Raw genomic sequence first — 15,468 nt, forward strand, 5'->3', positions numbered from 1 at the left:
CACGCCGCGCGCATCGCCCTCGCGAAGTCGTACCTGAACCAGAAATATTACAGGCAAACTTACGACAGAAAGGATAAGCGATGGTTGAATCTGACTATCAATTTATTCAGTTCCGCAGAGTTTGCCAAACCCAGCTTCACAATAATTTTCATCTTATGCGTCTGGATGGTTTTGTAACTCAGGCTGACCAGGCTTGAGATCTCCTGCGGTGAATAACCGCCCACCAGTAAACGGAGAACCTGCTGCTCGCGGTCGGTGAGTCTTTTTTGTGAACGAAATAGCTGTGGGCTCCAGTACTCGCTCGCCAGTGTGGCCAGTCGTCGGTAATCCCGTAGCGGTGATTTATCCGTCAATACGATGGCCTTTTCAACATACAATAACTCGGTGCACAGTTTTGCCAGACGACTGTCAGCGATAACCACCACCGTATTGTCGTGAACGTTAAATCTGTTTTTATTTAAATAATTCACAAAGTCCGCACAGGCGTGTTTATGGCTGGTGAGATTAAAAATCATCGTACGATGGCGATAACGCGCGGCGTTATTGACCATAACCCGCCAGGGGACAGGCGTGACTTCAACATGTTTACTTTTTAAATAGTCAGAGATGCCCTGACCCACAAAATCTCCACATCCACTCATTAACATGAAAGCCTCCCTTCTGGTTTAAATTTTTATAAAGTTTTAAGCTTATTGCTCAACAAAATATTAATGATGACTTTTTCGACCCCGGACTCCTCACGAGGATGTTTGAATTGAAATTTGCAGGAGATTTGTTGACTGGCATAAAGCTGATTATTTTCGTCAAATTCTTGTATGGGTACGACGTTGACCACTCGGAGATCCAGGTGGAGCGAACCGAACTGTTCAAATTCAAGCAATGCCCCTTTGATTAGCGCGTCTTTATACAGAAATCGCGTATTCACACTCGGTGACATTAGCGCACAGCCGCCGCGGGAGATATTTTTGATTTGTAGACTGTAATTTTCGCCGTTTTTATAACGACCCAGACAATAAAAATGCTGGCCTTTCAGAAAGGAAAAGCGCTGATGTTGCCGACGTTGCACAAAAAAAATAACGTCAGGAATGTAATACGCTAGCCCGCCCTTCATGTTAGCCGTCAGCGAGGGACTAAACCTGGCGTTAAACTTAATAATGCCTCTTTCGCTATGCAGAATGAAATGCTGGATCGAAGAAGGAATAACCTCGCTGCGTTCAACAATAACGAAATAATCAAAGTCCACCTTTTCCAGCTGCGTGACCACACTGTTTTCCTTGAATTTCAACTCCAGTTTGGTTTTTCTGAGAAGTTCTTCACGAATAATGGCCACGATTTCAAATTTATTTTCCTTTGCCATTCCAAATCCCATAGTCAATCCTTATTTTTCGTAATCCAGATACTTCTCATTTAATTAAAATAAAAAAGAAGGAGAATTTTCCTGACTGATAGTTTTTGTTTACCATAAGGGATTCTCTTTCAGATATTTCGCACGATATTAAGTTTTTAGCTATTTTTATTGATTAATTGATTTGTAAAAACATTCAGTGAAGTGTAAAACTGGCCCACTTTATGCGTGCAAAAATCCCAACTTAACGAAAATTTCATTACAAAAAGGGATAATTCGGCTAAAAAACGAAGCACCATGAAATAAAAAAATGGACGAGGGGAACGGCTTTCAGTACGCGATAAACATCGCTGTTTTTCTGCGCAACACGCTGGTGAATATGTCCTCAGTCACGTCGAGCGGAATTAATCCGCTCTTTCAGGAGAAAATAAATACAAAAAATGATGAAAAAAACGCTTACAGGAGAGGAAAAACAGCGAGGGATTTCATTCAAACGAAATGAAGGTATCCGACCGGTGCGGTGACACCGGGCCGGATAATGTGAATAAGATTATCTCCTCCCTGCGGCGTGATGCCTGCGCAACCACATCAGCTTATAGGCGGCGGGAATAATAAACAGCGACAATAGCGGCGCGGTAATCATCCCACCAATCATTGGCGCGGCGATGCGGCTCATCACCTCTGACCCGGTCCCTGTGCCCCATAAAACAGGCAGCAGACCGGCAATGATAACCGCCACGGTCATCGCTTTCGGCCGCACCCGGAGTACCGCGCCGTGATAAAGCGCATCGTCGAGTTTCTCTGCCGTGAAGGTCTGCGGATTATTCAGCGCTGGCTCGGCCTCTATGGCATGACGCAGGTACATCAACATCACCACGCCAAACTCAGCGGCGACGCCGGCAAGGGCGATAAACCCGGTTCCCGTCGCCACCGACAAATGGAACCCCATCCCGTAAAGAAACCAGATCCCGCCCACCAGCGCAAACGGCACGCTGGTAATGATTAACAGCGCCTCGCCAACGCGACGGAACGCCAGGTACAGCAGAACAAAAATGATCATCAGCGTCATCGGCACCATCATTTTAAGCTTATGATTCGCCCGCTCCAGCAGTTCAAACTGTCCGGAAAACGCGACGCTGGTGCCGGGCTTCATCTGCACGTTTTTCGCAATCGCCTGCTTGAGATCGTTCACCACGGAAACCATATCCCTGTCGCGGGCGTCGATGTAGATCCAACTGGTGGGGCGCGCATTTTCCGTTTTTAACATCGACGGGCCGGACGTGATGTTGACCTCCGCCACATCAGCCAGCGTGATTTGCTGTTTTAACGGCGTCAAAATCGGCAACTGCCGTAGCGCCTGCGGGCTGTCGCGATAGTTCTGCGGATAACGCAGATTAATCGGATAGCGGGCGATGCCCTCCACGGTCTCCCCCACCATCGCCCCGCCGATCGCAGAGGAGACGAACAGCTGTACGTCGCCGACCGTCATCCCGTAGCGCGCCGCTTTTTCCCGATCAATGTCGATATGGAGATAACGTCCGCCTTCCAGACGTTCCGCCAGCGCAGAGGTTACCCCCGGTACAGTTCTCGCGACGTTCTCGATCTGTTCGGCCATCGCGTCAATATCCGCCAGCACGTTGCCGGACACTTTGATGCCAATGGGACTTTTGATGCCGGTGGAAAGCATATCGATGCGGTTACGAATCGGCGGCACCCACAGGTTTGCCAGCCCCGGCAGACGAACGGTCTGGTCCAGTTGCTCAATGATTTTTTCCATCGTCATCCCCGTACGCCACTGATCCTGCGGCTTAAGCTGAATGGTGGTTTCCACCATTTCCAGCGGTGCGGAATCCGTTGCGGTTTCTGCTTTGCCGGTTTTGCCGAAAACCCGCGCCACTTCCGGCACGCTCATAATCAGCTTATCGGTTTTCTGCAACATGCTGGCCGCTTCCGCCGCCGAGATCCCCGGTAGCGTGGAAGGCATATACAGCAAGTCGCCTTCGTTAATCTGCGGTAAGAACTCGCCGCCCACTTTGCCGAGCGGCCAGGCAACCGTCAGGACAGAAAGTAGCGCCAACAGCAGCGTGGTTTTCGGCCAGCGCAGCACGTTCAGCAGCAGCGGATGGTAAAGACGGATCAACAAGCGGTTCAGGGGATTGCGGCTTTCTGCCGGAATATTGCCGCGGATCCACAGCCCCATCAGCACAGGAATCACCACAATCGCCAGCAGCGCCGCACCGGCCATTGCCCAGGTTTTTGTGAACGCCAGCGGCCCGAACAGACGCCCTTCCTGGCCTTCCAGGGTAAAGATAGGGATGAAAGAAAGGGTAATAATTAACAGACTGATGAACAACGCAGGTCCCACCTCGACGGAGGCCTGCGTAATCACCTGCCAGCGCGTCTCGTTATCGATGTTTTTCCCCGGATGCTGATGCGCCCACTCCTCCAGCCGTTTATGGGCGTTTTCGATCATCACAATCGCAGCGTCGACCATTGCGCCAACGGCGATAGCGATACCGCCAAGCGACATGATATTGGCGTTAAGCCCCTGAAAATGCATCACAATAAATGCAATACACAATCCCAGCGGCAAAGAAATGATCGCCACCAGCGCGGAACGCAGGTGCCAGAGAAACAGCGCGCAGACCAGCGCCACGACAATGAACTCTTCCAGCAGCTTATCGCTAAGATTGTCGATGGCGCGGTCAATCAGCCCGCTGCGATCGTAGGTTGTTACGATCTCCACCCCTTCCGGCAAACTGCGTTTCAGGGTGTCCAGCTTGTTCTTCACGGCGGAGATAACCTCGCGCGCATTTTTCCCGGAGCGCAGGATCACCACCCCGCCCGCCACTTCGCCGTCGCCGTTCAGTTCGGCGATCCCCCGGCGCATTTCAGGACCGATTTGCACCCTCGCCACATCGCGCAGATACACCGGCACGCCGTTTTCATTCGTCTTCAGGACGATATGATTGAAATCCTCCAGCGATTGCAGATAGCCGCTGGCGCGCACCATGTATTCCGCTTCCGCCAGTTCGACCGACGACCCGCCCGCCTCTTGATTTGACGTGCTCAGCGCGGCCTTTACCTCCGCCAGGCTGATGCCGTACTGGGCAAGTTTCATCGGATCAATGACCACCTGATATTCTTTCACCACCCCGCCGACCGAAGCCACCTCCGACACGTCGGGAATCGTTTTAAGTTCATATTTCAGAAACCAGTCTTGTAACGAACGCAATTCGGCCAGATCGTGCTTACCGCTGCGGTCGACCAGCGCATATTCAAAGATCCAGCCAACGCCTGTGGCGTCCGGTCCCATTTCCGCGCTCACTCCGGTGGGAAGTTTTCCCTGCACCTGATTAAGATATTCAAGCACTCGCGAACGCGCCCAGTACGGATCGGTGCCGTCTTCAAAAATGACGTACACATACGAATCGCCAAACTGCGAGAAGCCTCGCACCGTTTTGGCGCCCGGCACGGACAGCATCGTGGTCGTTAACGGATACGTGACCTGATTTTCCACGATTTGCGGCGCCTGCCCTGGGTAACGCGTTTTGACAATCACCTGCACGTCGGAGAGATCGGGTAGCGCGTCCACTGGCGTATTCACAATGGTCCAGGTTCCCCAGACGCCAAGGAAAAGCGCGCCAATGACGATCAGAAAACGGTTGGCGACCGAGCGGCGGATTATCCATTCAATCATCTGCGTTCTCCTCAGTGCGCATGCGCGGCGGGCGTGGATGTGTCAGGAGTGGACGCCGCTCGCATTCGATCCAGCGCGCCAGCGATATTCGCTTCGGAGTCAATCAAAAACAGACCGCTGGAAACCACGTTTTCCCCTTCTTGCAAGCCGGAACGGATTGCCGTTAATCCCTGCGATGACTGGAATACCGACACCCGTTTCGGCACAAAGCGCCCTTCATTATCAACCGTAATCACCCGCTGTTCGCTGCCGGTGTCGATCAGCGCTTTTGTCGGGATCAGCAGCATTGGCTCGCTTTGGCTGTTGAGGCTAAGAAAAGCGTTCATGCCTGGCTTCAGCGCTTCGTCGGGGTTGTCCACTTCCAGACGCAGTTGCAGGGTACGGGTTGAGGCATCCGCACTCGGCAACAGCGTCCATTTGCGGAAGGTGAAATGCATGTCGGGACGGGCCGGTATGGTCAGTGAAAACTGCGAGGCGTCTTTAATCAGCCACGCAATGGACTCCGGCACGGCAGCCGTTACCCAGACCGGATTCATTCCCTGAATCTTCGCCACCACATTATCTTTGCTGATGTTCATTCCGGCGCGTAAATCAAAGGCGGTAATCACGCCGTCGATCGGCGCGGTGAGGGTGAAGCGGGTCTGAATCTTGCGGGTGGTAATCAGGCGGCGAAGATCCGCTTCCGGCATGCCGGCCAGGCGCAGGCGTTCAAGGATCCCCTCAACCTGGCTGGCGGTTCCGCCTGTCTCCTTCAGCAGCAGATATTCACTTTGCGCTTCCACCCAGTCAGGAATGGTCAGCTCAAGCAGCGGCGCGCCCTTTTTCACTTTATCGCCGACGGTCAACGGCCAGACTTTTTCGATAAACCCGGCGGCGCGCGCCTGCATAATCGCATACTGATATTCGTTGTAGCTGACGTTCGCCGGGAAAGTCTGCGCAAAGGTCAGCGCCCCCCGGCGAACGACCCCGGTTTTCACGCCGAGGTTTTGCGTCTGTGTGGGGTCAATCCGCACGCCCGGCGCGACGGCGTTTGCGCTTTCTTCATCGGCGTATTTCGGCACCAGGTCCATATCCATAAAGGGCGATTTCCCCGGCTTGTCGAAGCGGGTATTCGGGTACATCGGGTCGTACCAGAACAGCACCTTGCGGGCGTCGTTTTGTGCGGTAGACGACGCATCGTCAGGCCCGCGATCGGCTGTGAAATACGCGTAACCGCCCACGGCGATAAGTCCGCCAGCCAGCATGCTGCCGATAATCAGCGCGATATTTTTCATGAGGTCATGCCCAACGTTGAAATAAAGAAAAATTACTGACGCTTAATGTCCTGCAATAACGAAATATTCCCCTGCTGGACAAAATGAAAGGTGACGCTATCGCCAGGCGTGATCCCGTTAAGCTGCGTTTGCGGCGTGAGGGTAAAGCGCATGGTCATGGCCGGCCAGTTCAGCGCCGGGATCGGCTCGTGCGCAATGGTGACCTTCTTGCTTTCCCCGTCTATGGCTTTGACGACTCCCGTTGCGCTCACCACCGGGCTGTGTTCAGCGGCAATCATCCCGTCATGATGATGTTCACTGGCCTGGACATGGGCTGCCAGCACAGAGAAAACCGTTACTACGACTGCTTTAAAGAGATTGTTCATAAGTCACCTTTCAGAAGGAGTGAATTTTGCCGGACGGCGACTGGCGCCTGAACCGGCTACAGGAGGCCTGGCCCGCTGCCGGGGGATTTATTCCACCCAGCCGCCGCCGAGGGCGGTATACAGTTTGATTTCGTTAACCTGGCGGGCGTAATTGAGGTCCAGCAACGTTTGTTGGGTTGAAAACAACGAACGCTCCGCGTCCAGCACGTCGATGTAACTCACCGCACCGTGGCGATAGAGCGCTCTGGCGCGTTGCAGGGTAATGTGCAGCGACGCGAGGTAGCGTTGCTGGCCGCGAATCTGCCCGGCCAGACTCTGGCGCAGCGCCAGCGCGTCAGCGACCTCTTTAAACGCGTTCTGGATTTTTTGCTCGTAATTGACCACCGACTGCTGTTGACGGATCTCGGCCAGATCGAGACTGGCCTGATTACGACCGGCATTGAAAATCGGCAGCTCCACCTTGGGGATGAAGCTCCACATGCCGCCCGCCGCGCTGAATAAGTTCGTCAGAGCGCTGCTGCTGCCGGAAATGCCGCTGGTCAGGCTAATGGAGGGGAAAAACGCCGCCCGCGCCGCGCCAATATTGGCGTTCGCCGCCATCAGCGTATGCTCTGCCTCCATAATGTCCGGTCGTTGCAATAAGATGTGCGACGACAGCGCAGGCGGCAGGGTTACAGCATGGAGATCGCCCTCGCCAGCGGCGTTTTCCTCCGGTAGCCGGGCATAGGCGCCCAGCAGAAGCTGTAACGCGTTATTGGCCTGCGCCAGTTCCCCCTGACGTTTGGCGATGTCGCTGCGGGTGCTTTCAATAACGCCGCGCGCCTGTTCCAGCGCCAGCACATTACTGGTACCGGTGACCAGTTGCTTTTCCACCAGCGCATAAGAACGCTGATAATTGCCTAACGTTTCTTCGGCAACCCGAAGTTGAGCCGCCGCAAGTCGCTGACTGAAATAGCTTTGCGCCACGTTCGAAACCAGCAAAATATGGACCGCCCGACGGGCTTCTTCGCTGGCAAAAAAGTTCTGTCGGTCGGCTTCGCTCATGTTTTTCAGCCGACCAAAGAAATCCAGATCAACACTGAGATTCAGTCCCGCGTCGTATTCGCGGCTGGTTCCGCTGTCGCCCTTGAGATTTCCGCTCCAGCTTCCGCTGCCTTCTGCGTTCAACTGCGGGTAGCGGTCGGCGTCGGTGACCCGGTACTGCGCCCTCGCCTCCTGCACTTTCAGCGTCGCCATGCGTAAATCCCGGTTATTACGCAATGCCTCGCTAATAAACGTTTTGACTTGAGGATCAACGAAAAACTGCCGCCAGCCGCTGTCCTGATAGTTCGCAGGCGCGGTCATCAGACGGTTGTGGCTCAGCGAAAACTGCTGCGGCACCGGTAAGGCCGGGCGCTGGTAGTCCGGCGCCAGCGAGCATCCTGTCAGCAGCAGCGCCGTGCTGAGGGTAAAAAACCTGAATGTGCACATAAGCCTGATTAACATAAGGAAAGATGCGGGTAACTTTACCTGGCGCTCTCTGTTCAGGCGGTGACAGCAAAATGACAAAGCTGTCATTTTCCCGGAAGGCGATTGCTATCCGATCTGACTTCTCTAGAATTGGGAGACGCCACGTAAACAGGCGGCGGAAGGAGGATGCGTTGAAGATACTGATCGTCGAAGATGAGAAAAAAACCGGGGAGTATCTGACCAAAGGGCTGACGGAAGCGGGCTTTGTGGTCGATCTTGCGGATAACGGCCTGAATGGCTATCACCTGGCGATGACCGGCGACTACGACCTGCTCATTCTCGACATTATGCTGCCCGACGTTAACGGCTGGGATATTGTGCGTATGCTGCGCGCTGGCGGAAAAGGGATGCCGATTCTGTTACTCACGGCGCTCGGCACCATTGAACACCGGGTGAAGGGACTGGAATTAGGCGCGGACGATTATCTGGTTAAGCCGTTCGCCTTCGCCGAGCTGCTGGCGCGCGTCAGAACGCTGCTGCGGCGCGGCGCCGCGGTGATTGTTGAAAGTCAGTTTCAGGTGGCGGACCTGAATGTCGATCTGGTCAGTCGCAAAGTCAGCCGGAGCGGAATGCGGATCACTCTCACCAGCAAAGAGTTTACCCTGCTTGAGTTCTTTCTCCGTCACCAGGGCGAGGTACTGCCGCGCTCGCTGATCGCCTCCCAGGTGTGGGATATGAATTTCGACAGCGACACCAATGCCATCGATGTCGCCGTGAAACGTCTGCGCGGCAAGATTGATAATGACTTCGAACCCAAACTGATTCAGACCGTGCGCGGCGTGGGCTACGTGCTTGAGGTGCCGGATGCGCAGTAAGCGACCTTTTTCCCTGGCGACACGCCTGACTTTTTTTATCAGCCTTGCCACAGTCGCCGCTTTCTTTGCCTTCGCCTGGATCATGATCCAGTCGGTAAAAGTCCATTTTGCCGAACAGGACGTGAACGATCTCAATGAAATTAGCGCCACGCTGGAGCGCATACTCAGCCATTCCGATGAACCGGAATCCCGGCGGCTGGAGATTGTGCAAAATGTGGTTGCTGGTTATTCAAACGTCCTCATTGCGCTGGAGGACACCCGCGGGCGGGCGCTTCTGCATTCGCCTGGCGCGCCGGACATCCGGCAATTTCTCGCCACCGCCGAGCCGGACACCACCGTTCCCGGCGGCAACGTGTGGCTGATCAACGAGCCAGCGAAGCAAATGACCGGACACGGCACCCACGCCAGCTGGCGCATGATCCGCCTGCCGGTCGGTCCGCAGATTGACGGTAAACCGGCATATACTCTGTACATGGCGTTGTCGATCGACTTTCACCTCCATTACATTAACGATCTGAAAAACAAGCTGATCATGACCGCGTCGATCATTAGCCTGGTGATCGTCTTTCTGGTTTTATTCGCGGTCTATAAAGGACACGCGCCGATTCGCCGCGTTAGCCGACAGATCCAGAACATTACCTCGAAAGATCTCGACGTTCGCCTTGACCCGCAAAATGTCCCCATTGAGCTGGAACGACTGGTGCTCTCTTTCAACCACATGCTGGAACGTATTGAAGATGTCTTTACCCGCCAGTCTAATTTTTCTGCCGACATCGCGCATGAGATCCGCACGCCCATCACCAACCTGGTGACGCAGACGGAGATTGTTCTTAGCCAGCCGCGAACTCAAAAGGAACTGGAAGAGGTGCTCTATTCCAGCCTTGAGGAACTGAGCCATATGGCAAAAATGGTCAGCGACATGCTGTTCCTGGCCCAGGCGGACAACCACCAGCTTATTCCAGAGAAAAAAGCGCTTAATCTGGCCGAGGAAGTCAGTAAGGTGTTCGACTTTTTTGAAGCGCTGGCAGAGGAGCGTGGCGTCACGCTGCGCCTTGAGGGCTGCCCGTGCCATGTTTTCGGCGATCCGGGAATGTTGCGCAGAGCGCTGAGCAATTTATTATCAAACGCGTTGCGTCATACGCCTGGCGGCGAAACCGTCATCGTCAGGCTAAAAGAGATTGACGATCGGGTGCGCATTGAGGTTGAAAACCCGGGAACGCCGGTTGCGGCGGAACATCTGCCGCGTCTGTTTGATCGTTTCTATCGCGTGGACCCCTCCCGCCAGCGCAAGGGCGAAGGCAGCGGCATAGGCCTGGCGATCGTCAAGTCGATTGTAACGGCGCATCACGGAAAAGTGTCGGTGACGTCTGACGCCCGCGCGACCCGCTTTACGCTGAGTTTGCCGAAAGCGCTGCGCTGACAGGTCGCTACCGGTGGCGTCAGCGCTAAGAATCCTCCTAAATCAAAGGAGGCAATGGCGGTGAATTTTTAACCCACACAAAATTTTAACACTTCATACACATAATGATATTGCCCGGCGGACGATGTCCAACACGTCACGGCTCCTGACGTCACGGTTTTTCCTCCGCCCGCCTTTTCGTCAACCTATGACCACGCCAATGCGGTTACGCTAAATAATTCCACCTGGCGCACAATTTTTATTCTTCTTTGAAACAAAAAATCCGAAAAAAAAGGCATGTCTGGCCGCTGACTATTTATCCGGCAAATTATTAACAGAATAGCGTTATTACCGTCAGAATTTTGTGCGTGTCCGATCACGGTCATTATTGTTAATCGCACGTTGTCATTTTTTAAATCGATAGAATTCAAATTATTGCAAAGCAAAAAAGGTCATTCTTATTTTTTATTGTGCATTAATTCACTGAATGTTACCGTCCTGACACCGATGAACAGCGATCAGGATAATCAGGGAGGTTCGGTGAAGGTCTATGCATTATAACCTCCTGTGGCTTATTTGGGGGCTTTGGCTGTATCTCATTATTCATTATGGCGTGGGTGATCAACATTTTTACCTGACGATAAAATCGCGATGGAAAGTGATTGCCATAATTATTTTAACCTGTGGTTTATTTTATGCTGTTTATTTAATTTTATCATCGACGGGGATCAGAACCATGTTCAAACGTAAAGAGCAAAACACCACGTTTGCCGACACTCATGCAGACATCAACATCGCCTCTTCTCTTAACCCTTCTCAGGTTTCTTACCTCGGCGACGATGTGGAATTGACGGTAAAACCGACGCAGCAAAGCCCGCTGGAACCGTCGGTCGCCGTTATCCCGGAAACCTGTATTATTAAGGGCGAGCTTAACTCCACCAGCGATATTCACGTAAATGGCCGCATTGACGGTGTTATTCGCTCTGAAAAAACCGTTCATATTCTGAAAAGCGGTCACGTTGAAGGGGATATTATAGCCTATGCCATTGCCGTCGACGGCGTTCTGAATGGCAATTGTATCGGCGGCGAAGTCAGCATTAATGCGCAGGGAATGGTAAATGGTCAGGTAAAAAGTGACTCACTGGCCATTCATAAAAATGGCCGTTTTTACGGTAACTCTTTACCGCGCAGCGACGAAGAAGCGCAAAAAAATGAATTTATCAGCGCCATGGATGCGGTAAAAGAAAATACCATCGACCTGGCCAGTTTTTATAAAGAGTGACAGGAAGATATTCGCGCCGGATGGCGGCTTTGTGCTGTCCGGCCTGAATACCGACAGGTAAACGCGCCAGGAAATGGCGCCCCCTGCAGGATTCGAACCTGCGACCGACGGCTTAGAAGTTCCTCGGACTATCTAGGATAACAACAACTTACTCCATCACCACTGCGCTCACACGTCCCACCTTCGCAAAACATGTAAAGCCTTGCAAACCGATGCAAAGCTTTACGTGTCTCATTTCTGTCTCACATCACCGGGCAATCATCAAACTCACCAGAACGCGCATCGTTGATGATGTACGTGATCACCCCAAACAGATGCGACTCATCATCAAACAGGCTGGTCGGCTTTGGTATCTCCTCTGCCACTCCTGTCTCCAGATTAATCAGATGTGGTTTAGGGTAACGCTTGTATCGCTTCACCCTGAACTCATTGTCAACTGAACACACCAGTAACGAGCCATCAAACGGCGTCAGTGAACTGTCAACGACGAGCAAAGCACCAGACATGATGCCTTCTCTCCAGTACGTTTGCCCTGCCCGCATGAAGTACGTAGCCGATGGTTTGCTGATTAACGTCTCGTCGAGCGATATGCGCTGTTCAACGTAGTCTGCTGCTGGCGATGGGAATCCCATGATGCACCTCCGATAAATACTGTGATTATGTACAGTATTACTGATCGTTAGTGTCGATCAATAGCGTTTGTGGTGCTACACTTAGAATCTTTCCTGGCACACTGATTTTCATAGTGACAACTTTAAAGTTCATAACTACACACATGACCAGACAACTTAATGGAATACAGGTTTTGCGTGGTGTCGCAGCCTTAATCGTCGTTTTAGGACATAACAGATCTCTGTATGGGCACATAGAGAGTGGTTCTTTTATAGACTATCTGACAATGCAGGCAACGTTTGGTGTTGAGATATTTTTCATAATAAGTGGATTCATAATCACTTACTCCACAAGAAATGCTTCAGGGGATTCACTCTCTAGGTTTTATTCATTTCTGATTAAGCGCATATTTAGAATATACCCAATATATTTTATTGTATTAAGTATATATGTTTCTTTGTTTTGCTATAATTTTAACGAAGGGCACTTCACTCTTTATGAATTTACCTTAAGTAATATCATTAAATCTTTCTTGCTTATACCGCTTGATCCAAACATAAGCCCTCCTTTTTATGGATGGGGGACTCTCATTGTCTCATGGACTCTTGGCTATGAGATGTATTTCTATCTAGTTTTTTCATTTGCTTTATTAATTTCCACGAAATACAGAAGCTATATTTCAATAGTCATGTTGATGGCTGTATATTTGTGTCTATCTATTTCCTTTGGTAACCCAATAGATTTTAATGCCAATACATTCCATGTTCCTTTCTATGGATATCATAGCTATCTAGGGTTTACTGGAAATCCAATAATATTTGACTTTGTTCTAGGTATGTTAATTGCTGAGTGCTATATGCGCTTTCATAAGGAAGTGTTCGAAAATAAAATAATTGGATATCTATCTATTCCAGTTATAACTTTATGCTTTATGATGTGGCTTACAGGATTTAAATCAGGCCAAGGTATAACTAATACTGGGTTTATCGCTTGCTTGATAGTCTTTTGCGCAATATGCATAGAAACATCTACAAAAATTGAGTACCCAAAGTTTATGCTATTGATGGGAACTTGCTCATACTCTATTTACCTCATCCACGTCCCGATTAAAAAAATAATAGAGATTTATGGAAAGGATATTCCATTTATCCCACAAGAGTCATCGGTAATGATGTATTTGATGTCAATTTCAGTGTCAATAAGCCTATCTATACCAATGTACTATCTGGTAGAGAAAAAGTTTATAGATATAGGTCATAATCTATCCAAGAAAATATAATAACAGTGCCGCCTTTTATTTGGCGGCACTAAAATAAAAGCATTTAATTATTATTTAATTGGAGGCTCAGGCCAAGTAATGTTTGGTGCAGTAGATGTATCAACTGCATCAAGCTCATCAAGATAATCAAGCCACAAATTGTATTGTGCTAATTCATCCCCTTTCAGCCGACCAATAGATGCTTTTCCTGGCCACTGCTTGCTATTTATATAGCTGTTTGTTTCATCGATACGTGACGCTTTTTCGTTTTCAGCAACTGCAATCTGCTGCTCGTGAGTAAGTGGTGGCGTTGAAACCCAGATAGGATAACCGTTTTCGTCGCTCCCTCTCATCTTTCCTGGTGGGGGTGTTCCGGTGTATGTTGCAAATACAGTTTCGTCAACCCCAACCCCATCAACAGGCCAGCTTCCCGCATCCTCATAAGAACTCTTTAGCTCCAGGGGATAGAAGGCATTACTGATAGCACTAAAAGCATATTTCATTATTATATCCCCACCGATATCCATGCAATGTTTGTCGCTGTTCGGTTAAATATCCCAGAACCGACAAGCCACGCAGATAGATAAAACCCTGCATTATCAATCACCTGACAACCTGCAATGTTCGCTGCATTAGAATCAGTTCCACCTCCGGTAACTCCATAACATTGCGTTGGAAAAGGAATGGGGAAGTTAATAATTACTGGGCCACTAGTGCTTGATGGATGATATCCATACTGGATAATTTTACCAGATGGAAATTCCATCCAACCAGGACCTGCAGTAAATGAGGTCATGTCTGGTATTTGATTTGTCCCTGTTCCAACATCTTTGTATGCTGCCGTTCCCAGGCTTAAAATATCAGCAATATCTTTAGCTACTTTAACCCATCCTGTCGTGATGCTGTTTGGGTCGGCTGTGTTTCCATCTATCGTGCAGCGATAAATTGTTTTTAAATCATTGCCAAGAACGAATGCTCCTGAAGGGTATCCACCAATAGAAGCAGCAAACGCAGAATCGAAAGTGTTTAATGCGCCTGTGCTTGACCATCTTCCTAGAGCAGAAAGCTCATAGAGGATCTGATTCATGTTCTGCCCTTTGGGTGGTTTCCCTCCAGCAGTCTTCAATGTCATCGTGATAGGTGGGAAACCAGACTCATATGATGCTGCGTTATCTCCAGATGGAGTGGTGGGAAGAATTGCATCTCTCTGACCATTTATGCCAAAAGGTTTAGGTTGCTTCTCTGGTGCGTCTGTGCGATTCATGTTTAATCTCGGTAGAATATGCCATCGTTGAATGGATAGGCGTCAGATGCAAATCCGAAATATGGACTAACTATCTGATTAATGTTTACCAGAACTCCACTTGGAACGGGAGTTACGTCATAATTCATGAGGATTGATTCTTCATAAGGTGCAAGTTCAAATTCAAAGGTGAGACCAATAGTCATATCTCTATAATTAACGCAATAGGCCCTTCCTCGCTGGAAGAAGAGTATTTTAAGGAATCTATTTATTTCAGGAATTGTTGCGATGCTGATATTTGTAAATGCCTTACAGAATATAAGAGTTCTGTAAGCATCGTCGCCAAGTCTGACATTTGTCGTTTCCTGGATCCCGCCAAAGAAAGGTGAGTCGTTAAATGGTGTGGGGTAATCTGGATCTGCATCATCTGCTTCATTGAAACCGAAGGAGCTGCTTTCTATCGGTGCGTTAATGTAGCGACTGATTCCAGCTATCTTACCCCACATATCAAGCCCGAATGTTTCGCAAGTTGTCAGGTCCCATACTTTAGAAATAAATTCATCGGTAAAGTTATCAAGGCTTACCGCTTGATTGAACGTATCAATAATGGAAAGTAGTTTTTTACTTGCGGAATATTGGGTGAGAATGGTTTCTTCCCACATGAAT

At 50.2% G+C, this 15,468-nt stretch carries 14 protein-coding genes; 4 read left to right on the top strand and 10 right to left on the bottom strand.

All coding sequences use genetic code 11. The features are described from left to right. Positions 1-59: 59 nt before the first annotated feature. From OGY07_RS18945 to OGY07_RS18970, 6 genes are all read right to left on the bottom strand, one after another. On the bottom strand, positions 60-647 hold the full coding sequence (locus OGY07_RS18945; protein ID WP_060568957.1) for a helix-turn-helix transcriptional regulator: 588 nt from the start codon (positions 645-647) through the stop codon (positions 60-62). A 26-nt stretch (positions 648-673) separates the two neighbouring features. Continuing rightward, positions 674-1,369, bottom strand: coding sequence for a flagellar brake protein (locus OGY07_RS18950; protein ID WP_060568958.1), 696 nt, complete (start codon positions 1,367-1,369; stop codon positions 674-676). Between the two features lie 526 nt (positions 1,370-1,895). Further along, complete coding sequence (locus OGY07_RS18955; protein ID WP_286602417.1) at positions 1,896-5,045, bottom strand: CusA/CzcA family heavy metal efflux RND transporter; 3,150 nt, start codon at positions 5,043-5,045, stop codon at positions 1,896-1,898. A gap of 11 nt (positions 5,046-5,056) precedes the next feature. Beyond that, positions 5,057-6,319, bottom strand: coding sequence for an efflux RND transporter periplasmic adaptor subunit (locus OGY07_RS18960; protein WP_286602419.1), 1,263 nt, complete (start codon positions 6,317-6,319; stop codon positions 5,057-5,059). Between the two features lie 32 nt (positions 6,320-6,351). Next, on the bottom strand, positions 6,352-6,684 hold the full coding sequence (gene cusF / locus OGY07_RS18965; protein WP_286602421.1) for a cation efflux system protein CusF: 333 nt from the start codon (positions 6,682-6,684) through the stop codon (positions 6,352-6,354). 87 nt (positions 6,685-6,771) lie between these two features. Continuing rightward, on the bottom strand, positions 6,772-8,154 hold the full coding sequence (locus OGY07_RS18970; RefSeq protein ID WP_286602423.1) for an efflux transporter outer membrane subunit: 1,383 nt from the start codon (positions 8,152-8,154) through the stop codon (positions 6,772-6,774). Positions 8,155-8,324: 170 nt separating this feature from the next. Between OGY07_RS18970 and cusR the strand changes: the two genes are divergently transcribed. The 3 genes from cusR to OGY07_RS18985 all read left to right on the top strand — a co-directional run bounded on the left by cusR (position 8,325) and on the right by OGY07_RS18985 (position 11,689). After that, a complete protein-coding gene (gene cusR / locus OGY07_RS18975) occupies positions 8,325-9,008 on the top strand; it encodes a copper response regulator transcription factor CusR (RefSeq protein WP_042285734.1) in 684 nt (227 codons plus the stop codon). Then, on the top strand, positions 8,998-10,428 hold the full coding sequence (locus tag OGY07_RS18980; RefSeq protein WP_205611723.1) for a Cu(+)/Ag(+) sensor histidine kinase: 1,431 nt from the start codon (positions 8,998-9,000) through the stop codon (positions 10,426-10,428). Before cusR ends, OGY07_RS18980 begins: the two co-directional genes overlap by 11 nt. 715 nt (positions 10,429-11,143) lie before the next feature. After that, entirely contained in the window at positions 11,144-11,689 is a 546-nt protein-coding gene (locus OGY07_RS18985) for a bactofilin family protein (protein WP_157845128.1), read from the top strand. 242 nt (positions 11,690-11,931) lie between these two features. Here OGY07_RS18985 and OGY07_RS18990 read toward each other — a convergent pair whose 3' ends face one another. After that, positions 11,932-12,321 carry a HumD family translesion DNA polymerase gene (locus OGY07_RS18990; protein WP_286602433.1) on the bottom strand — a complete coding sequence of 130 codons (390 nt, stop codon included), beginning with the start codon at positions 12,319-12,321 and terminating at the stop codon, positions 11,932-11,934. Between the two features lie 143 nt (positions 12,322-12,464). Between OGY07_RS18990 and OGY07_RS18995 the strand changes: the two genes are divergently transcribed. After that, a complete protein-coding gene (locus tag OGY07_RS18995; protein WP_286602435.1) occupies positions 12,465-13,580 on the top strand; it encodes an acyltransferase family protein in 1,116 nt (371 codons plus the stop codon). A gap of 50 nt (positions 13,581-13,630) precedes the next feature. On the opposite strand, the gene OGY07_RS19000 is transcribed toward OGY07_RS18995, so the two are convergent. From OGY07_RS19000 to OGY07_RS19010, 3 genes are read right to left on the bottom strand one after another with little or no spacing between them, the layout of a single operon-like run. Further along, positions 13,631-14,062: a tail fiber assembly protein gene (locus tag OGY07_RS19000; RefSeq protein WP_286602437.1), complete on the bottom strand. Its 432-nt coding sequence runs from the start codon at positions 14,060-14,062 to the stop codon at positions 13,631-13,633. Positions 14,063-14,064: 2 nt separating this feature from the next. Next, positions 14,065-14,823: a gp53-like domain-containing protein gene (locus OGY07_RS19005; protein WP_286602440.1), complete on the bottom strand. Its 759-nt coding sequence runs from the start codon at positions 14,821-14,823 to the stop codon at positions 14,065-14,067. 2 nt (positions 14,824-14,825) lie between these two features. Beyond that, complete coding sequence (locus OGY07_RS19010; RefSeq protein ID WP_286602442.1) at positions 14,826-15,464, bottom strand: baseplate wedge 1 family protein; 639 nt, start codon at positions 15,462-15,464, stop codon at positions 14,826-14,828. Positions 15,465-15,468 lie beyond the last annotated feature (4 nt).

The sequence above is a fragment of the Citrobacter sp. Cs237 genome (assembly GCF_030332325.1).
Classification (GTDB): domain Bacteria; phylum Pseudomonadota; class Gammaproteobacteria; order Enterobacterales; family Enterobacteriaceae; genus Citrobacter_A; species Citrobacter_A sedlakii.